This window comes from Pseudovibrio exalbescens, assembly GCF_028737195.1.
GTDB classification, from domain to species: domain Bacteria; phylum Pseudomonadota; class Alphaproteobacteria; order Rhizobiales; family Stappiaceae; genus Pseudovibrio; species Pseudovibrio zosterae.
The window spans coordinates 483,341-501,195 of sequence record NZ_JAQZAJ010000003.1; the positions used below are offsets into that span (position 1 = coordinate 483,341).

The window sequence follows — 17,855 nt, forward strand, 5'->3', positions numbered from 1 at the left end:
CTCAAAGACGCTATAAGCCTTCGGATTCATTTCGTCGTGTGGTGCCTTTTTAGGCAGAGATTGCCAAGTGTCGTAGCTTTGCGCAGTTTTATTGCAACAACCTCCGGCGTCCAATTTGGGCTCGTATAAACGGTAAAATAAGATGCAACGAGAGCATTGGGGAAGTCGGTTTGGCTTCATCATGGCGGCAGCAGGATCTGCCGTGGGACTGGGAAACATCTGGAAGTTTCCATACCTGGCCGGATCAGAGGGTGGGGGCGCCTTCCTGATCATTTATCTTGCAATGGTTGCTACCATTGGCCTTTCTGCCATGATCGCTGAAATCGCCATAGGCCGTTACGCTCAGTTGGACCCAATCGGGGCTTTCAAGAAGACTGGCGGCGGGCCCTGGGTGATTTTTGGAATACTGGCAATCCTGACGCCCTTCCTCATCCTGTCTTTCTATTCGGTTGTTGGTGGCTGGACCATCGCCTACATCGTGAAGAGCTTTGCCCTGATGTTTGGGGGCGGCTCCGGTGTTGGTCATGAGGACCAGTTCAATCAGCTGGTGTCCTCGCCTGTTGAACCGATCATCTACCATGCTCTGTTCATGGGGTTGAGCATGGTGATCGTGCTCAAGGGCGTGACGGATGGCATTGAAAAGGCCTCCAAGATCCTGATGCCATTGGTGTGAGCGTTATGATGGCGGAAATCGCCATTGGCCGTGCTGCCAAGCTGAACCCTGTCGGTGCTTTCCGCGTCGTGGCAGGTCGGAGCTGGATGCCGGTTGGTCTGCTCGGTGTGATCACAGCCTTTGCTATTCTCTCGTTCTATTCTGTGGTTGGTGGCTGGACCATCGCCTATCTTGTAAAGACGTTCACTGGCGAAATCAGCAGTGGTTCCGCAGCAATCCTTGGTGGCCAGTTCGAGGCGCTGGTGGGTTCTGTCGTTGAGCCGCTCGTTTATCACGGCATCTTCATGGTGATGACCGTTGTGATCGTGCTTTTGGGCGTCACATCAGGCATTGAGAAGTCCGTAAAGGCCTTGATGCCGCTCTTGTTCATCTTGCTGATTATTCTTGTGATCCGCAGTGTGACGCTGCCGGGCGGCATGGAAGGTATCATTTTCTTCCTGAAGCCTGATTTCTCGCAGATTAGCATGGACATGATCCAAGCCGCGCTCGGTCAGGCTTTCTTCTCTCTTTCATTGGGCATGGGTGCCATGATCACCTATGGCTCCTACTTGTCTCCTGAGACAAACATCCGCAGCTCGTCTGTTTGGGTTGTTTCTCTGGACTTTATGGTGGCCTTCCTTGCAGGTCTTCTGGTGTTGCCAGCAGTGTTTGCCTTCGGCATGGATCCTGGTGCGGGGCCCGGCCTGACCTTCATCACCTTGCCTGCGATCTTTGGCGAAATGCCATTTGGATTGCTGTTTCAGGCGGTGTTCTTTGCCATGCTGCTGATTGCGGCGCTGACCTCTTCAATCTCTCTTCTGGCAATTCCGGTTGCGTACTTCTCTGAGAGCTTTGGCATGGGCCGCAAGGCAGCTTCCACCGTGGTTGGCCTTGTCATCTTTGCCATCGGCATTCCATGTTCCCTTTCTCTGGGCGTGTGGGGCGACATTCTGTTCTTTGGCATGCCGTTCTTTGACTTCCTGTCGTTCCTGGTTGACAAGTTCTTCCTGCCAATCGGTGGCATTCTGACGGCAATCTGTGCGGGTTGGTTTGCGTATGGCAAGGTGTCTCGTGAACTGGAAAATCAGGGCGAACTGCCATTTTCCTATCTGCAGATCTGGAAGTGGATTGTTCGCATCGTGGCGCCAATCGCTATTGTCTGGGTCATGGTTATTGGCTTCATAGGCTAACAATCGGCGCAGCCGTGAAATGAAAAAGCCCCCGCAGGTCCGGCGATCTGCGGGGGCTTTTTGTGTTTGGTGGCAGAGCTGCGGTGCTTGCTAGGCGCTGAGAGCCAGCGGTCCGCCTGCCAACATTGGCGCGTAGGCTTCGCGGTCGCTTGCCACATCATTCAAGGTTACGCTGTCCAGTTCGCGCATGAAGGCCTTGAGCGCATAGGCAAGGGCCGACCGAACCCGGCAAACTGGCAGAAAGGGGCAGGTAGCTTTGTCAGAGCAGCCCATGCAGTCTGTCAAAGCGAAGTTGGGCTCGACAGCACGAATAAGCTCGCCAAGCGTGACGATGGCAGGATCGCAGGCAAGATGAAAGCCACCGATACGGCCTCGCCGGGACTTGATGAAGCCATGGGCGGAGAGCGCCTGCACGGTTTTTGTAATCTGCGGTTTTGGCGAGCTACAGACCTGCGAGAATCTCTCTATGGTCCAGTGATGGTCGGGGTTTGAAACCACTACTGCCATGATGCGGGTGGCGATGTCGGTCATGCCGGTCAATTTCATGAATTGTCCCCTCAGGTGCGTATCAGCGCCTGCTCATGCACGAAACTGCCCATCCGTAACAGCAGAAGCCAAGCTTGATTGTTCCCAGATTTAAGGTGAGGGGAAGAGCAGGCGTTGGCATTGATACACATCAAGGGATAAAACGTCGCGGGGTACAGGCGTTTTACTGTCATTGAAATGTAACAGTAAATAATTTCTCAGTGATAACCCCTAGGGAGCTGTGGGGTAAGAGCTTAGAACACTTAAAATGCGTAATATTACAACTTGAAGGATATGTCGGAATAGTGTTCGGAAGCATGAAGTGCATGAGGGTGGTGCATTTGAAAATAGATGATTGGGCGATCTATGCAGGCCGAAATTTCAAAACGACTTAAGTTTCACCGGATCACAGAGGATGATCTAAAGACGTTAGCTGAAGGGGAACCGTATATCCGGAAGGTTTTGCCGAAGGTTCTTGATCTTTTCTATGCGCATGTGCAAAATTTTCCTGAGACCGCACAATTTTTCAAATCGAAGGCGCATATCGACCATGCCAAGTCCAAACAGGCGGAGCACTGGTCGTTTCTGGCAAAGGCCAAGTTGACGGACGACTATGTTGCGTCCGTGAGGCGAATTGGCGAGGCCCACAATAAGCTGGGCATGTCGCCCCGCTATTACATTGGCGCTTACAATTATCTGTCCGGGGCGATCTGCTCTGAACTGGAAGCTGAGATTCGCGGCGGCGTGCTTGCCGCTCGGTCTGGCAGTTTCTTGCGTCGGTTGCAGCAGGCGGTGATCAAGGTCACGTTCCTTGATATGGATATCGCGCTGGAGGTCTATGAGGACGCCAAGACACGGGACCGGCAGAATTTCATTGAAGGCATTGCCTCTCGCTTTGAAGAGAGTGTTGGCACCGTTGCGGGCTCCTTGAGCGCTGCTGCCGGTGGGTTGAAGGCGACCTCTGACACCTTGCAGAAGGCTGCCAGCGAAACGGCTGAAATCAGTAGCACTGTGGAGGAGGCAGCTGGTTCCACGAGCGTGAACGTGGAGAGTGTTAGCCATTCCACGGGTGAGTTGGCGCAGGCGATTGCCGAGATCGCGCAGCAGGTCAACCGTGCGGCAACGACCGCGGATCAGGCGGTGACAGCCTCGGAGAAGGCCATTGCACGGGTTGGTGCGTTGACGGTGGCGGCGGATGAGATTGGCAACATCATTGAGCTGATCAATAAAATCTCATCTCAGACCCATTTGCTGGCGCTGAACGCGACCATTGAAGCCGCGCGGGCCGGGGAGGCGGGTAAAGGCTTTTCCGTTGTGGCCCATGAGGTCAAGTCGCTTGCCGAGCAGACAGCGAACGCGACGGTTCAAATCAGCTCTCAGATTGCGGAGATCCAAGAGGCAACGCGCCATTCTCGCGAAAGCATGGAGGAGATCTCCACGACGATTTCCGAGATGGACGCCATATCGGCGGCGATCTCAGGCGCGGTTGAGCAGCAGGGCGCGGCAACCTCTGTCATTTCCGAGAGCATATCGCTGGCGGCGGAGGGCACTTCACGGGTTTCCTCTGGGATCACCAGTGTGAGCGCAGCAGCAGGTGAGACCGGCACGACAGCTGGAAACGTGCTGGAATCGGCCAATCAGCTTTCTGAGTATGCTCGGGATCTGGAGGCCAGCATGGCGGATTTCCTCGGGCACCTGCGTGCCTGAGGCGGATGGAATGCTGCTTTGAATGTGCCTAGGGTGCTGGGAGCTGCGCCCTAGCCGTTCTCAAGCAGGAAGTCTGCGGTTTCATGGTCTGTGATCAAATCCGTCACATAGCCACCGCGCAGGCCTGCAAGGACCGCTTGATGGTTCTTCGGGCCCCCGCCGATCATGATGCGGCTTGGAATTTGTCGGAGCTGAGCGAGGTTGATGCCAAGGATCCGCTGGTCCAGTTCTGTGATAACCGGTTGTCCCTGTGCATCCAGAAACCGTCCGCAGATGACAGCGGTTGCGCCCAGCTGCTTGTAGGTCTCCATATCCTGTTCCGAGATGATGCCGGCCCGTACCGCCGAATTATTGGGTGAGCAGTGGCCAACCACAAAGACTGCGCGGCTGCACCGTTCCAGAACGGCAAAATGAGAGCGCACGATGGGCTCGGCCTGAAGTTCCGTGGCGAGGCGGGCGCTGGAGACGATCGCCGGGACATTGAGGTTCATGCCGGTGCCCTCAAACCTGTTGGCGATAAGTGAGGAGCCCTCGTCGGCGGCAAAACTGTATTGGGCATACATGGAGCCGATCATTTGCAGCACGCTGACATTCTTTAGCGGCTTGCGGGGCATGGCCTGACTCAGCTCGTGAATGGTGCGGCCCCAGGCGATTCCAATGGTGTCGTTATCCTTCGTAACATGGCTGAGATACATGGCGCCTGCACGGGCAAGCCGGATGCGAACATGGGTTTGGCCGTCACCTGCCGGGGCGACCAGTACATTATCCAGACCGAACTTGGTCTTGAGCTTTGATGAGATGGTCGCCTGAGTATAGCGGTCCTGATCCAGTGTGATCTGAACGTACCCAAGTTCGCGGGCTTGCTGCAGGTACTTGACGACGCTGGCGCGGGAAACGCCCAGAACCTCTGCGATATCGGTCTGGTTCAGGCCCTCCTGATAGTAGAGCCATGCTGAATGCAAGATGGGGTCCTTGTTGAACCAAATCGCACTGCTTTTTTCTTTTCTGGTCACGCCCGCTGCCTCGTAGCCCAATCGATCAAGTTGCCGCCCTTACCATAAGTTTCGCGTTAATTGCTACTCCCAATCATTCCGAGGAAACGGGAGACTTGCCAGAGACATATTACAAATGGTATTTAGTAATGACAAATGTAAAAGGTGGGCTCATGTTAAAATCGATAGATCCGCTGCTGTCTGCTGATCTGCTATATGCTCTGGCGTCCATGGGGCATGGCGATACGCTGGCGATTGTTGATGCAAATTTTGCAGCTGCATCACGGGCTAACGGCCATCTGATCACTATGCCGGGCACGACGGCCAGTGATGTTCTGGCGGCCATCCTCACGCTGTTTCCTGTCGACGGGTTCGATGATTGCCCCATCAAGCTGATGGCGCAAGCCGACGATGCGGAGCTGCCTGAAGCGGCGCAGGATTTCCTCAAGGTGTTGGATGCCAGTGAGGAGAAGGGCCACAAGTGGGAAGCGATCGATCGGTTCGCCTTTTACGACCTAGCAGAAAAAACAAGTCTTATTGTTGCGACCACGGATCTGCGCCCTTATGGCTGCCTGATCCTGCAGAAGGGAGTGGTGTTCGATGGTTAGTCATGATGCCTGGCTGCAGTCTGACCTGGTGAAGGAACTGAAGGTGCTTGCCTATGCGCTTTGGGACAAAGGGTGGGGCGAGCGCAATGCGGGCAACATAAGTGTCCGCTTGAACCCGCAGCAGATGGCCGAATGGGGTGTTGCCGAGATGGCGTCCACCCAGTGGTATGATCTTCCAAAGCCGGTGCCTGCTCTTGCCGGGCAGCACATGCTGATGACCGCCAGCGGCGCGTTCATGCGGCATGTGAAAGAAAATCCTGAGCAAGATCTGGGTCTTGTGCGCTTTAGTGAAGATGGTTCGCAGTTTACACCCATCGCTGGCTACGCTGGCGGGGGGCGGCCTTCAAGCGAAATGATCACCCACCTTCTGGTGCATGCAGAGCGCCAGGACAAGGGGCAATCGGTGATCGTTCACACCCATGCAGACTGGCTGCTATTGATGAGCCATCTTCACGATCAATCCAGTGAGGCGTTTACAAAGACGCTGTGGCGGATGTGCTCTGAAAGTCTGATGTTCTTTCCCGATGGCGTTGGTGTTGTGCCGTGGATGTTGCCGGGCTCTCTCGCCATTGGTGAGGCGTCAGGAGAATTGGCCCAGACGCACCGCTTGATCCTCTGGGCTTACCATGGGGTTCTGGCAGCGGGTGATTCACTTGATGATGCGTTCGGCTTGATCGAGACCGCCGAGAAGGCCGCGATGATTTACTGTCAGGGCAAGATGGCCGGAATGGACCTGCCGGGAATCAGTGATGCGCAGATTGTCTCTCTTGGAAAGCATCTGGGCGTGACGCCGATCTACGAGCTGAATGGGCAATAGAACACTGTTTGATCGGTCATATTTTTATATGACGGCTAAGGGGCAGGGAAACCTGCCCTTTTTGCATTCTGATGCGCCTATCGCGCGGTTTGCCGAGTGGCTCATGCGTTGCGCTATTATGTAATTTCCCTCATCAATTCGAGATATATTTTACACTTGTCATTTGTATAAAACATATGTAACTTGTCCCTACTGCTTTTGGGAGGAGGCGATGGGGATACAATCCGACAGCATAGAAATCTCCGGTATCAAGAAGAGCTTTGGTACCAACACCGTGCTGCACGACATCAGTCTGACCGTGAGTGGTGGCGAGGTTCTCGCTCTCATGGGGGCCAATGGTGCAGGCAAGTCGACGCTGGTTAAAATCCTTTCAGGTGTTTACCAGGCCGATGGGGGTTCCATCAGCGTCAATGGCCAGACCAGCATCATCGACACACCACAGCAAGCACGAGAAAGCGGCATCGTAACCGTTCACCAGATCATCAATGACGGTGTTGTTCAGGATCTTACGATTGCCGAAAACCTTATTCTTGATCAGCTTTGCGATGGTCGGTTCCCGGCCTTCGTGAACAAGGGAAAGCTCCATGAACGCGCTGCGGAAGTGGCCAAGACAATTGGTCTTGATCTGCCGCTGGACACCAAGGTTGCGGAGCTGAGCCAAGCGGACAAGCAGCTCGTGGCCATTGCCCGCGCGCTGAGTGTCAAGCCGCGGCTGCTCATTCTTGATGAGCCAACCTCCAGTCTTTCCGAACGAGAAGCTCTGCGCCTGTTTGATGCGGTGGAGCAAATGCGCGATCAAGGCGTGGCGATCATCTACATCTCACACAGAATGTCGGACATTCGCCGTTTGGCCGACCGCATTGCTGCGTTGAGAGAAGGGCGCATTGTGGGGCTGTTCGAGAAGCCTCTGGATTACGATGGCGCGGTTCACTCCATGCTGGGGCACGCCGTTGGTGAAGTCATGCACGACTACCAAAGCGGGGAGGCCTCGCGTGTTGTGTTCCGTCAGGTTCAGCTGGCTGAAGGGTCCAAGCCGTTTGATCTCGACCTGAAAACGGGTCAGATCGTGGCGCTGACCGGTCTTTTGTCTTCCGGTTGTGCCAGCGTGGTTGAAAGCCTGTTTGGGATGCACGAGTTCGCCAGCGGAACGGTGATGCTGGATGGTGCTGAGTGGCGGGCAGCGTCCCCCAATCAAGCCATCAAGGACGGCGTTTACATGGTTCAGGAAGATCGCGGCAATAACGCCATCATTCCGGACTTCTCGATTGAGAACAACACAAGCCTGCCTTTTCTTAAGAGCTTCTCCTGGCTGAGTTTCATCAACCGGGATCGGGAGAAGGCGCGGGTGAAAGAGGTGATTGACCTGACCAAGGTCAAATACACCGACCCCACCGCAGAGATGTCGACGCTATCCGGTGGCAACCAGCAGAAGGTCATGGTGGCCCGGTGGATGCTCGAGGAGTGCCGGGTGTTGCTGCTCAATGAGCCATTCCAGGGCGTAGACATTTCCTCGCGTCGACAGATCGGGAAGTTGCTGCGCGAAACCGCCAAGGACCGGGTGACCATCGCGGTTTGTACAGACGTTGAGGAAGCACTTGAAATCGCTGACCGGATCATCGTTTTCAACCACAACAATCTGGTTGGCGATCACCGTATCGATCAGATCGATATGCCCACCTTGATCAAGCAGATCGCAGCGGCACCAGATGCGGACTTTACTGCGCTCAGCTCTTCAAAAACTCAAGAAACTGACATTCACGCCTGATCGGGAGGATCAGATGACTAACTTTCGGGATCACGCCATCAAGTATGGCCTCCTCGTCCTTTTGGCGACGATGATTGTGTTCTTCTCGATCGCTCAGCCAGCGTTCCTGAGCATGATCAACGTGTTCATCATTTTGCAGTCCGTGTCGATCGTGGCCATTTTGGCTCTTGGGGTGACGGCGACGCTGGCGGTAAACGGGTTTGACCTTTCCATTGGCTCTACGGCGGCCTTTTCCATGATGATGGCGTCCTATGTGATGATCGTCTTTGATGGGGGCACCACGGCGGCCATTCTCACCGCGCTGGGTGTGGGCGTGCTTGTGGGGCTCGTGAACGGCTTCATGACGGTGCAAATGCGCGTTCCGGATCTTCTGGCAACGCTGGGCATGATGTTCCTTCTGCTTGGCTTGCAGCTCATTCCAACGCAGGGCCGTTCCATTGCAGCCGGCATGAGCCTTTCGGGCGGGGAAACCGCACCGGGCAAGTTCACCGAAGCCTTCCTGTTCCTTGGCCGCGCTCGCTTGTTTGACATTATTCCGGTGCCTGTTGTGATCATGCTGGTGCTGGCGGTCATTACCTATCTGTTCCTCGAGCGCACCCGCCATGGCCGGGTCATGTACGCCATCGGTTCCAACGAGCGTGCAGCGCATCTGGCAGGGGCTCGGGTCAAATTCTACCGGTACGTGGCCTATGTCATGTCTGGTGTCTACGCTTCCATCGGCGGCATTCTGCTTGCGGCTCGCATTGGTCGCGGCGACGTGAGTTCTGGCAACTCACTGCTGATGGATGGTGTTGCTGCAGCGCTTATTGGCTTTGCAGTTCTCGGGGCCGCACGCCCCAATGCGCAAGGTTCTGCCATCGGTGCGCTTCTGGTCGGTGTTCTTCTGAACGGTCTGACCATGATGAACACGCCTTACTACACGCAGGATTTCATCAAGGGTCTGGTGCTTGTTGCTGCCCTGATGTTCACCTTCGGCCTTTCCAAAAAGCGCGGGTAATTTCGTCATAACTGGGAGAAATAATGATGAAATCTACATTAAAAAAACTTGGCCTTGCAGTTGCCTCCATCGCTTTGATGGCAACGACGGGAGCACAAGCAGAGGAAGTGAAGTCCCCATTTGAAGGTAAGGGCATGAAGATTGCGCATGTTCGTTACCTGTCGCAGGGTGATTTCCCGGAGCTTTATCTGTCAGGTGTTCGGGCGCAGGCCGAAGCCCTTGGTCTTGAGCTGGATGTTTATGATGCCCGTCAGGATGCCGCCATCCAGCGCAGCCAGCTGGAACAGGCCATCATGAAGGGGTATGACGGCATCATCCTCCAGCATGGGTTTACCGACTCCTTGAAGGATCTGGCGGATATGGCCGTTCAGAACGGCATCAAGGTGGTGGCGTTCGATGTGAATGCGGACAACCCAGAAATTCCTCAGATCAATCAGGACGATCACCTGATCGCGCGCATGTCCCTGGAGCAGGCCATCAAAGACAACGGCAACGCCTGGAAGGCAGCCTACGTCTACGTGCCGGGCATTCCGCCACTTGATCGCCGTGATGAGGTGTTCACCGAGCTGAAGGAAAAGTTCCCAGGCATTGAAGAGGTGGCGCGTTTTGGCACCCTGAACAACCCGATCCCGAACCAGATTGCCGACCAGGCCGCTGCTGTTTTCCGCGCGAACCCAGACATCACGGTTGCATTTTCGCCGTATGATGAGTTTGCCAAGGGCATCAAGATTGCCGTGGATGAAGCGGGTCTTTCCAGCAGCGTGAAGATCTATTCTGCTGACATTTCCAACTCGGACATTCAGGCCATGCGTGAGCCGGGCAGTGCGTGGGTTGCAACCACTGCGACCAACCCAGCCATCATGGGGCAAGTGAGCGTTCGCGCGCTGGCGTACCTGATGAACGGTGAAAACCCGGGCAGCCAGGTGACCGTGCCACCTGTCCTGATCACTCAGGAAATGCTGAACGCGCTGGACATCAAAAACATGAATGATCTGGTCGCCAAAGTCGCCAGCTTCTCCACGTCCGATACGCTGACACCCGATTGGATGCCGCTCCCATAGGACGCAGGCGATGCTGCGCACGGGTGGAGGCGGTTTCTGCCTCCACCTCCTACCGATCACGCGACTGCTAGACATAGGTGCAAAATGAGCGTTGAAGCGCCACTAGGCTACAAGATCCAAACTGTTGAGACCCTTCCGCATTATCTGATTTCCAAGTTGCCGCCGGCCCTCAATTTGGGCGGGGCACCAGAAACCTGGGAGGTGAAGGAAGTTGGCGATGGCAACCTCAATCTGGTTTTCATCGTGTCCGGTTCCATGAAAACAATCGTGGTCAAGCAGGCTGTGCCATATGTGCGCGCCGCTGGCGAAAGCTGGCCACTGCCGCTGACCCGCGCGTTTTTTGAGTTCAATGGCCTCGTTGAGGAGCGCCGCTATGCGGGCGACACGGTGCCAGAGGCGTACTTCTATGATGAACAGATGGCGCTGTTCGCCATGGAATACATCACGCCACACGTGATCCTGCGCAAGGAGCTGATCGCTGGCAAGAAGTTCCCGAAACTCGCCAAGCATATCGGTGAGTTCCTGGCTCAGACGCTGTTTAACACCTCTGATCTGGGCCTTGAATCGGCGCAGAAGAAAGAGCTCGTGCAGCGCTTTTGCGTGAACACCGACCTTTGCCGGATTACAGAAGATCTGATCTTTACCGAGCCGTTCTTTGATGCACCACGCAACAACTGGACAAGTCCTCAGTTGGATGATGCGATCAAGGCCCTTTGGTCTGATCAAGAGGTCATTCAGGTGGCCATGAAGTACAAGCTCAAGTTCATGAGTGAGGCGCAAGCGCTGCTTCATGGTGACCTGCATTCCGGCTCCATCATGGTGACGGAAGACGAGACCAAGGTCATTGACCCTGAGTTCGGTTTCTATGGTCCAATGGCCTTTGATATTGGCAACTACATTGGCAACCTGTTCTTTGCCTTTTATGCGCAGCCGGGCCACCGCGCGAGCGCTGGCGAGGTGGAAGACTACCAGAGCTGGTTGCTTGAGCAGATTGTCGAGACTTGGGGCGTGTTTGAGCAAACGTTCCGCACGCTGTGGACCAACAAGCAGAAGGGTGAAGCTTACCCGCGCAGCATCTATCAGGATGGCATCAATGGAGATGCATTCCTGAAAGCGGCGCAGGATGACTTTTTCCGTACGCTCTTTATCGATACGCTGGTGAATGCGGGTCTGGAAATGCACCGCCGCATCATTGGTTTCGCCGGGGTTGCCGACTTCAAGGAGATTGAAGACGCTGACCTGCGTGCTTCACTTGAAACACGGGCGCTGAAACTGGCGCGCCAGCTTATGGTTGCTCCTGAGAGTTTCTCAGGGTTTGCAGATGTTAATGCCTACGCAAAGCAGTGCTGAGGGAGAAACGAGATGAAAATTGGCGATAAACACTACCGCTCGGTCTGGGTTGCAGAAGATGGGCGCACGGTTCAAATCCTGGATCAGACCAAGCTTCCATTCGAGCTGGAAATCATTGACCTGCACACGGTGACGGATGCAGCAACCTCGATCCGTGACATGTGGGTGCGCGGTGCGCCGCTGATTGGTGCGGTGGCTGCCTACGGCGTGGCGCTGGCCATGAAGAAGGACACCAGCGATGAAAACCTGCAGGCTGCCTATGACGAGCTGATCGTTACCCGTCCGACAGCGATCAACCTGAAGTGGGCGCTGGATCGCATTTGTCCGGCCTTGAAGGAAGTGAACCCGGCTGAACGGTTGACTGCGGCCTACGCCCTTGCTGGCGAAATTGCTGATGAAGACGTCCAGATCAACAACCAGATCGGCGAAAACGGGTTGAAGATCATTCGCGAAATTGCAGCGAAGAAGAAGCCGGGTGAGACGATAAACATCCTGACCCACTGTAATGCGGGCTGGCTGGCAACTGTTGACTGGGGCACGGCGCTCTCTCCGATCTACAAGGCCCATGATGAAGGCATCAAGGTGCATGTTTGGGTGGATGAGACCCGCCCGCGTAACCAGGGTGGCCTGACCTCGTTTGAGCTGGGCAGCCACGGCGTGTCCCACACATTGATTGCGGATAATGCCGGTGGGCACTTGATGCAGCACGGCGAAGTGGACCTTTGCATTGTGGGCACGGACCGTACCACGGCGCGCGGCGATGTGTGCAACAAGATCGGCACCTACCTGAAGGCATTGGCTGCCAAGGCGAACGGCGTTCCGTTCTATGTGGCGCTGCCATCGCCAACCATCGACTGGACGGTTTGGGATGGGGTGAAGGAAATCCCCATCGAGCAGCGCGATGGCACGGAACAGTCCCACGTTTACGGCATTGGGCCGGATGGGACCCGCACATGGGTGGACACGGCGCCTAATGGAACAACTTGCGGCAACTACGCTTTTGACGTGACGCCTGCGGAGTATGTGACCGGACTGATTACCGAGCGCGGCGTGTGTGAAGCTTCTCCTGAAGGGCTGAAGGCGCTGTTTCAGGAAAAAGACACGGTCGCCGCTGGCTAAACACTAGGAACGAAACGATGAAAAACCAGGAATCCGAAGTCGTTGCACTCGGAATAAGGCGGCGTGTGTTTGAACACACGATCCGGAACAACGGCGGTTATCTCTCGCAGGCGTGTTCGGCAGCTGACACTTTGGCTGTGCTTTACGAAGACGTTTTGAACCTTGGCCCGAGCATTGCTCCGGCCATTCCCGCCCCGTTTGGCGGTGTGCCTTCTCCAGACAACCCGAACTCCTTTACCGGGGCGGGGTATCACGGGGAATTTGCACCGCACTATGACCGCTTCATCATCAGCCCGGCGCATTACGCGCTGGTGTTTTACGCCGCACTCATTGAAGTGGGCCGGATGGCACCTGAAGGGCTGAAGATGTTCAACAAGGATGGCTCCTCTGTTGAGATGATCGGCGCTGAGCACTCTCCGGGGATGGAAGTGACCAACGGTTCGCTCGCTCAGGGCCTGTCCATGGCATCCGGCATTGCGTTTGCCCGCAAGCGCCGCGGCGATGAGGGCCGGGTGTTCGTCTACATGTCTGATGGCGAGTTTGAAGAAGGCCAGACCTGGGAATGCTTTGCCAACATGGCGCACCACAAGATCAACAACGTGACCTGTGTGGTGGACTTCAACGCCCAGCAGTGTGACGGTGCCATGAGCGCTGTAACCGAGATCGGTGATCTTGTGGCCAAGCTGAAGGCGTTTGGCGCGGATGCCGTGATGGTGGACGGGCACGACCATGAAGCTCTGCGTGAGGCCATGAACCGGCGCAGCGAAGACGGCCCGGTGGTTGTGATTGCCAAGACCTCTCCTTACGAGGGGATGGACTACCTGCAAAAGCGGTTCCCGCGGCTCCACTACGTGCGCTTTACCTCCGAGGACGAAAAGATCGAGCTCCGCGATGCCATTGCCGAGCAGCTTGGCGTCAATGTTGCCGAGATCGAATAGGGACCGATAGAGATGGAAATTGCAATCAAGCCCTATGTGAAGTCCTTTATCGACTTTGCCAGCCAGCGCCCTGAAGTGCTGTGCCTTTCTGCTGACCTGACCAGCTCGTGCGAGGTGGACAAGTTCCGCGACCAATACCCGGATCAGTTCGTTTCCTGCGGCATGGCCGAGCAGAACATGCTGTCCTTTGCGGGCGGCCTTGCCATGGAAGGTTACCGGCCATTCCTGCACACGTTCGCCGTGTTCCTGTATCGCCGGCCGCTGGACCAGCTGATCAACTCGGTTGCCTATTCCAACCGCAAGGTGCGGTTGATGGGCTTCCTGCCGGGCATCACCACGCCGGGGGGCATTACCCACCAGGCGATTGAAGATGTGGCGATCCTGCGGGCGATCCCCAACATGACCATTCTGGAAACCGGTGATGCCACGGAAGTGGAAACCGTGCTGCCGGTGGCCGATGCGGTGGACGGCCCGGTTTATGTGCGCGTGTTGCGCGGGCAGGTGCCGCGCCTGTTCTCAACCCCGTTTGAGTTCAACAAGCTGCGCTGCCTTTCTGAAGGCAAGGACCTGCTCGTTGTGACCTCCGGCATCTGCACCGAGGAAGCCCTGCGCGCGACCGCTGTGCTCAAGGAAAAAGGCGTTGGCATTCGCCATCTGCATGCAAGCACCTTGAAGCCGTTCAACAAGGAAGCGCTGCTGGAGCACATAAGCGAAGTGGATGGCGGGGTGATCACCCTTGAAAACCACAGCATCGTCGGCGGCCTTGGCAGCATTGTTTCCGAGATCATGGCGGAAGAGGGCGTTGGCAAGAAGCTGATCCGTCTGGGCCTGAAAGACACCTTTGCCCATGGGGCCTCCAAGGGGTACCTGATGGAAAAGTATGGTCTTGATGCCAAGGCGCTGGTGGCGGCGGTTGAAACCCTGAGCGGGCAGAAGACCGGCATCACGGCCGACGATCTGGCTGAGGCGCGGATTGATGACGTGCATTCGGCAGCAAAGGCGGAGGCGCTCTGATATGGATCGTTTTGTTGTTACCTACCACGTGACAGCACAGGCGGACGAGATTGCCAAGCGCGCGCTTGGCATCGCCCTTGAGCAGACCATCGAGCTGCCAGCAAACCTTGCAACGCCGGGCTTTGTTGCCGATGAGGTGGTGGGGCAGATCCTTTCCACCGAGGCTTTGGGCGGGGACGTGTGGGAGGTGAAAATCTCCTATCACCCGGATGCCGCGGGCGGCGAGCTGACCCAGCTTTTGAACGTGATCTTCGGCAACTCCTCCATCCAGAGCGGCATTCGTCTGGCCTCCTTTGAGTTGCCAGAGGCCATGATGGCGCAGTTCAAGGGGCCACGGTTTGGCGTTGCTGGCCTGCGGGAGCTGGTGGGCGTGCCCGAAAAGCCGCTGATCCAGACCGCGTTGAAGCCCATGGGCACGGATGCCAAGGGCCTTGCAGAGCTGGCCTACAAGTTCGCTCTGGGCGGTGTGGACGTGATCAAGGATGACCACGGTCTTGCCAACCAGGTGTGGGCGCCGTTTGAAGAGCGGGTGGAAGCGTGTGTTGCTGCCGTCAACAAGGCCAATGCGGAGACGGGCGGCAAAACCGTTTACGCGCCGAATGTTTCCGGCGACTTCACGGCCGTGATGCAGCGGGCAAAGTTTGCCAAGCAGGCCGGGGCAGGGGCGCTTTTGCTGTGTCCGGGGCTTACTGGGTTTGATGCCATGCGCACCATTGCCGATGATGACAGCATCGCGCTGCCCATCATTGCGCATCCCTCTCTGCTGGGCGGCAATGTGACCTCCCAAGCGTCAGGGTTCAGCCACCGGGTGCTGTTTGGTCAGATCGCCCGCCTGTGCGGGGCAGATTCCTCCGTCTACCCAAACTACGGCGGGCGATTTGGCTTTTCCAAGCAGGAGTGTCTTTCCATCGTGGATGGGTGCTTGAGCGCGTGGGGCCACCTGAAGACCGTGTTCCCAACGCCGGGTGGGGGCATGACGCTGGAGCGGGTGGAAGACATGCAGGCCACCTATGGCAATGAGGTCATGTATCTCATTGGCGGCGGCCTTTATGGACTGACGGATGATCTGGTGAAGTCTACCCGCATCTTCCGGGAGGCGCTTGGCCGCTAAAGCCTAATTGCTGCAAAGACCAAAGGCCCGGTTCGCCCCTGCGCACCGGGCCTTTTTCGTGTTTGCACTTGGCGGGCTGGGGAGGACTGGTCAGGCCCATGCATCGTCTGCGCGATCGCGCTCTTAATGCGCGAAAAGCCTCGGGAATGGCGGTTGCCAATCCTCGCAGTCAGAGTGCTATTCCAGTCGAGTTCTCTATTCCAAGCAAGAGTATTGTGCGGAGTGTCTTGCCGACCTGCTTAATGAGCTGATCGCTCGGCGCTATAACCGGGTACCCAAGAACATGGCGTGGGCAGGTCCCATGGCTCAGTGCGACGCGGACAAGGAAGGGGCCAGCTTGCTTCGATTGAGACTATGACCCTTGCTGTGGGGGCGGCGGGTGTGTCTGCCAACGGTAGCAACGAACTGCGCTTAAGGCTCAATGCCGTGCGCCCGGAGTTGACGCGGCTGATTGATGGTCACCGGCCGTGCCTCTTGATTAGCCCGAACTGCACAACGCTGATCCGTGGGTTTGCCAGCGGCTACAAGTACAATAAACGCGCAAATGACAATGGCCCGGCTTATGATCCGGAGCCCTGTAGGAACGATTATTCCCACCCATTTGATGGGCTGCAGTATGTGGTTTTGGGCCATAGAGGCGGCCAACTGTTGTGACGGGGTAGCGAGGCCAATCTGGGGCAGGGAGGATCCGCGCAGCGGTAAAAGCGGCACAAGCGCAAAGCGGTGTTTGATCCACACCGGTTTTGAAAGTTGGGTTAAAGCGCGCAGGAGCTAAGTACGCCTAGTTGGCGGAAACTGCTATTGGGAAACAAAAACAGGCGCGCTAGGAATGGGCGCAATCCAGAATGCTCTTGGTTGAGTTCATGTTAAATTTCTTGAAGGCGATTGAAACCTTGGCCATTCAGCCAAGCTAGTCACCAATGTCAATTATTTGATGTAGGGTGGTAACAGAATACGCGACTGGCCTACCTCCATTAGCGACCTTAACGCAAATATCCACCATGAAACCTTTGTGATAGACATTGTCATCTGATTCACGGATCTCATGTTTGATTTGATCTTCCGCCAATTCCGATCCATAGACTAGGGGCATCGGTTTTTCAGATAGTTCTTCAATCTTTACAAGTTCGCCAGAACGCTTTCCTGTTTTTGAGTTGTTAACATCTGAGCGCGTAAACACCATCAAAACGCGTTTGTATGCCTTCGTTTCCGGCCTGTTCAACAGTTTTTTGCGATCTTCAATGTGTTGAAGCGCAGTGCGTGCATCAGGGGCAGAGAACTTGAAAGAAGCTCGGACTCTTTTCTTGCCATCTACGAAGTCAGCGGCTTCAAGTCTATGTCCTGCAACGGGATCGCTGGCAATGGATTTTGCCGCATCCGCCCAATCTTTCAGTTCCCTCATCGTTTCGAGTTCGCCTACAGGAACAGTACCTTTTGAAAGAAAGGTGAACCGCTGGCCCCATCGCTTGACAAAATCTTCAAGGATTAGAATTTGATCCATGTGTTGCACGGCGGCGCCGGCCAAAGCCGCCAAACCGGTAAACAAATCAGCTTCAATACACCCGCTTCGCACTTCGCGGACATACATTTGCGGCTCTGATTTGATATCGTCGTATGAAGTTTGCACAAAGCGCTCAAATTCGTTGGCGAGCGACGTAAATGCGCCAACGAAATCCCGCAGCTCAACGGGTTCATCGGTATCAATTTTTAAGGTCAATAAAGCAGATTGTTCTCCCATAGGTTGAGTGTACTTTTTTTGTAATCACTTGTCACCTCACCTTTCTGATCGGTGAAGCGGCTTCCTATAGTTCTATCACTATGTAAACCTGGAAAATTTCAACGTGCATTTATTTACTGGGTCGAATGATTTTACCTTTGTTGCAGTATCGTGTTTCGAGTACGAACCTTGGCCGTTAGGAGTTTTGTGATCTGGTTATGATGTTACATGAAAGCCGATGCAGCTCACAATGAAAATAGATAATGTTGGATTTCTAGGTGACTTAAGTTTA

At 55.5% G+C, this 17,855-nt stretch carries 17 protein-coding genes; 14 read left to right on the forward strand and 3 right to left on the reverse strand.

The window, feature by feature from the left end; translation table 11 throughout:
* Positions 1-142: 142 nt before the first annotated feature.
* Together PUV47_RS11595 and PUV47_RS11600 are read left to right on the forward strand one after the other, a co-directional pair.
* Positions 143-673, forward strand: a complete 531-nt coding sequence (locus PUV47_RS11595) for a sodium-dependent transporter (RefSeq protein ID WP_274218723.1) — start codon at positions 143-145, stop codon at positions 671-673.
* Positions 674-678: 5 nt separating this feature from the next.
* Entirely contained in the window at positions 679-1,842 is a 1,164-nt protein-coding gene (locus PUV47_RS11600) for a sodium-dependent transporter (protein ID WP_274218724.1), read from the forward strand.
* 90 nt (positions 1,843-1,932) lie between these two features.
* On the opposite strand, the gene PUV47_RS11605 is transcribed toward PUV47_RS11600, so the two are convergent.
* Positions 1,933-2,388 carry an RrF2 family transcriptional regulator gene (locus PUV47_RS11605; RefSeq protein WP_274218725.1) on the reverse strand — a complete coding sequence of 152 codons (456 nt, stop codon included), beginning with the start codon at positions 2,386-2,388 and terminating at the stop codon, positions 1,933-1,935.
* Positions 2,389-2,718: 330 nt separating this feature from the next.
* Between PUV47_RS11605 and PUV47_RS11610 the strand changes: the two genes are divergently transcribed.
* On the forward strand, positions 2,719-4,074 hold the full coding sequence (locus tag PUV47_RS11610) for a globin-coupled sensor protein (protein ID WP_274218726.1): 1,356 nt from the start codon (positions 2,719-2,721) through the stop codon (positions 4,072-4,074).
* A 50-nt stretch (positions 4,075-4,124) separates the two neighbouring features.
* Here PUV47_RS11610 and PUV47_RS11615 read toward each other — a convergent pair whose 3' ends face one another.
* On the reverse strand, positions 4,125-5,087 hold the full coding sequence (locus PUV47_RS11615) for a sugar-binding transcriptional regulator (protein ID WP_274218727.1): 963 nt from the start codon (positions 5,085-5,087) through the stop codon (positions 4,125-4,127).
* 152 nt (positions 5,088-5,239) lie between these two features.
* Between PUV47_RS11615 and PUV47_RS11620 the strand changes: the two genes are divergently transcribed.
* The 11 genes from PUV47_RS11620 to PUV47_RS11670 all read left to right on the forward strand — a co-directional run bounded on the left by PUV47_RS11620 (position 5,240) and on the right by PUV47_RS11670 (position 16,500).
* Positions 5,240-5,674, forward strand: coding sequence for an RbsD/FucU family protein (locus tag PUV47_RS11620; protein ID WP_274218728.1), 435 nt, complete (start codon positions 5,240-5,242; stop codon positions 5,672-5,674).
* The gene (gene rhaD / locus PUV47_RS11625; protein ID WP_274218729.1) at positions 5,667-6,491 is read left to right on the forward strand and encodes a rhamnulose-1-phosphate aldolase; all 825 of its coding nucleotides are present in this window, start codon (positions 5,667-5,669) and stop codon (positions 6,489-6,491) included. The genes PUV47_RS11620 and rhaD overlap by 8 nt, the downstream gene beginning before the upstream one ends.
* A 211-nt stretch (positions 6,492-6,702) precedes the next feature.
* A complete protein-coding gene (locus tag PUV47_RS11630) occupies positions 6,703-8,256 on the forward strand; it encodes a sugar ABC transporter ATP-binding protein (protein WP_274218730.1) in 1,554 nt (517 codons plus the stop codon).
* A gap of 13 nt (positions 8,257-8,269) precedes the next feature.
* A complete protein-coding gene (locus tag PUV47_RS11635) occupies positions 8,270-9,253 on the forward strand; it encodes an ABC transporter permease (protein WP_274218731.1) in 984 nt (327 codons plus the stop codon).
* 26 nt (positions 9,254-9,279) lie between these two features.
* Positions 9,280-10,314, forward strand: a complete 1,035-nt coding sequence (locus tag PUV47_RS11640; protein ID WP_413697821.1) for a substrate-binding domain-containing protein — start codon at positions 9,280-9,282, stop codon at positions 10,312-10,314.
* A gap of 84 nt (positions 10,315-10,398) precedes the next feature.
* Positions 10,399-11,664, forward strand: coding sequence for an S-methyl-5-thioribose kinase (mtnK, locus tag PUV47_RS11645; RefSeq protein WP_274218732.1), 1,266 nt, complete (start codon positions 10,399-10,401; stop codon positions 11,662-11,664).
* A 12-nt stretch (positions 11,665-11,676) separates the two neighbouring features.
* On the forward strand, positions 11,677-12,783 hold the full coding sequence (gene mtnA, locus PUV47_RS11650; RefSeq protein ID WP_274218733.1) for an S-methyl-5-thioribose-1-phosphate isomerase: 1,107 nt from the start codon (positions 11,677-11,679) through the stop codon (positions 12,781-12,783).
* A gap of 17 nt (positions 12,784-12,800) precedes the next feature.
* Entirely contained in the window at positions 12,801-13,721 is a 921-nt protein-coding gene (locus PUV47_RS11655) for a transketolase (RefSeq protein WP_274218734.1), read from the forward strand.
* Between the two features lie 12 nt (positions 13,722-13,733).
* A complete protein-coding gene (locus PUV47_RS11660) occupies positions 13,734-14,735 on the forward strand; it encodes a transketolase family protein (RefSeq protein ID WP_274218735.1) in 1,002 nt (333 codons plus the stop codon).
* 1 nt (position 14,736) lies between these two features.
* Positions 14,737-15,846 (forward strand): RuBisCO large subunit C-terminal-like domain-containing protein, encoded by a 1,110-nt coding sequence (locus tag PUV47_RS11665; RefSeq protein WP_274218736.1) that lies wholly within the window; start codon positions 14,737-14,739, stop codon positions 15,844-15,846.
* 354 nt (positions 15,847-16,200) lie between these two features.
* The gene (locus PUV47_RS11670; protein ID WP_274218737.1) at positions 16,201-16,500 is read left to right on the forward strand and encodes a hypothetical protein; all 300 of its coding nucleotides are present in this window, start codon (positions 16,201-16,203) and stop codon (positions 16,498-16,500) included.
* 256 nt (positions 16,501-16,756) lie between these two features.
* Here PUV47_RS11670 and PUV47_RS11675 read toward each other — a convergent pair whose 3' ends face one another.
* Positions 16,757-17,584: a hypothetical protein gene (locus PUV47_RS11675; protein ID WP_274218738.1), complete on the reverse strand. Its 828-nt coding sequence runs from the start codon at positions 17,582-17,584 to the stop codon at positions 16,757-16,759.
* Positions 17,585-17,855 lie beyond the last annotated feature (271 nt).

Bases quoted from the DNA above. Each gene is read 5' to 3' on its own strand.
- PUV47_RS11630 (WP_274218730.1), top strand. From the start codon at position 6,703: ATGGGGATACAATCCGACAGCATAGAAATCTCCGGTATCAAGAAGAGC.
- PUV47_RS11600 (WP_274218724.1), top strand. From the start codon at position 679: ATGATGGCGGAAATCGCCATTGGCCGTGCTGCCAAGCTGAACCCTGTC.
- PUV47_RS11595 (WP_274218723.1), top strand. From the start codon at position 143: ATGCAACGAGAGCATTGGGGAAGTCGGTTTGGCTTCATCATGGCGGCA.
- PUV47_RS11670 (WP_274218737.1), top strand. From the start codon at position 16,201: ATGACCCTTGCTGTGGGGGCGGCGGGTGTGTCTGCCAACGGTAGCAAC.
- PUV47_RS11660 (WP_274218735.1), top strand. From the start codon at position 13,734: ATGGAAATTGCAATCAAGCCCTATGTGAAGTCCTTTATCGACTTTGCC.
- PUV47_RS11610 (WP_274218726.1), top strand. From the start codon at position 2,719: ATGATTGGGCGATCTATGCAGGCCGAAATTTCAAAACGACTTAAGTTT.
- mtnK (WP_274218732.1), top strand. From the start codon at position 10,399: ATGAGCGTTGAAGCGCCACTAGGCTACAAGATCCAAACTGTTGAGACC.
- mtnA (WP_274218733.1), top strand. From the start codon at position 11,677: ATGAAAATTGGCGATAAACACTACCGCTCGGTCTGGGTTGCAGAAGAT.
- PUV47_RS11675 (WP_274218738.1), bottom strand. From the start codon at position 17,584: ATGGGAGAACAATCTGCTTTATTGACCTTAAAAATTGATACCGATGAA.
- PUV47_RS11665 (WP_274218736.1), top strand. From the start codon at position 14,737: ATGGATCGTTTTGTTGTTACCTACCACGTGACAGCACAGGCGGACGAG.
- PUV47_RS11655 (WP_274218734.1), top strand. From the start codon at position 12,801: ATGAAAAACCAGGAATCCGAAGTCGTTGCACTCGGAATAAGGCGGCGT.
- PUV47_RS11640 (WP_413697821.1), top strand. From the start codon at position 9,280: ATGAAATCTACATTAAAAAAACTTGGCCTTGCAGTTGCCTCCATCGCT.
- PUV47_RS11635 (WP_274218731.1), top strand. From the start codon at position 8,270: ATGACTAACTTTCGGGATCACGCCATCAAGTATGGCCTCCTCGTCCTT.
- rhaD (WP_274218729.1), top strand. From the start codon at position 5,667: ATGGTTAGTCATGATGCCTGGCTGCAGTCTGACCTGGTGAAGGAACTG.
- PUV47_RS11620 (WP_274218728.1), top strand. From the start codon at position 5,240: ATGTTAAAATCGATAGATCCGCTGCTGTCTGCTGATCTGCTATATGCT.
- PUV47_RS11605 (WP_274218725.1), bottom strand. From the start codon at position 2,388: ATGAAATTGACCGGCATGACCGACATCGCCACCCGCATCATGGCAGTA.